1 protein-coding gene is annotated in these 313 nt (G+C 39.3%); it reads right to left on the bottom strand.

Annotation, left to right across the window (positions count from 1 at the left end; all coding sequences use genetic code 11):
• Nucleotides 1-313, bottom strand: a 313-nt coding sequence (locus CXF74_RS21835; protein WP_157822542.1) for an ISAs1 family transposase, incomplete at both ends; no start/stop codon positions are given.

The raw sequence follows: 313 nt of genomic DNA, 5'->3' as shown, positions 1-313 counted from the left end.
CCTCTCGATAACTGTCACTTCGGTTTGCTTGTTTATGTTTTCTTTTAATTCCACCTTTAAAAGATCCATCTGTTTTTAATAGGTTTAAAGCAACGTGGCGCACTGTTGCTAAATTCTCTGTGGAATTCTTTTGCCTGATTCTGCATGCATCTTCGTTCATCGAAACATCAAGTTGCCAGTGCAAGTTATTTTCTACTGACCAATGTGCTCTAGCAGCTGTTAAAAGCGATTTTGCATCTAGTTCTGCTGAGCTGATATAGAACTTTATCGTTGCCACACTAGCCTCGCCTTTCTCAGCTCTAAAAGAAACAAT

The organism is Psychromonas sp. Urea-02u-13 (assembly GCF_002835995.1).
GTDB lineage: Bacteria > Pseudomonadota > Gammaproteobacteria > Enterobacterales > Psychromonadaceae > Psychromonas.
This window is presented reverse-complemented; position numbering and strand designations above follow the sequence as displayed.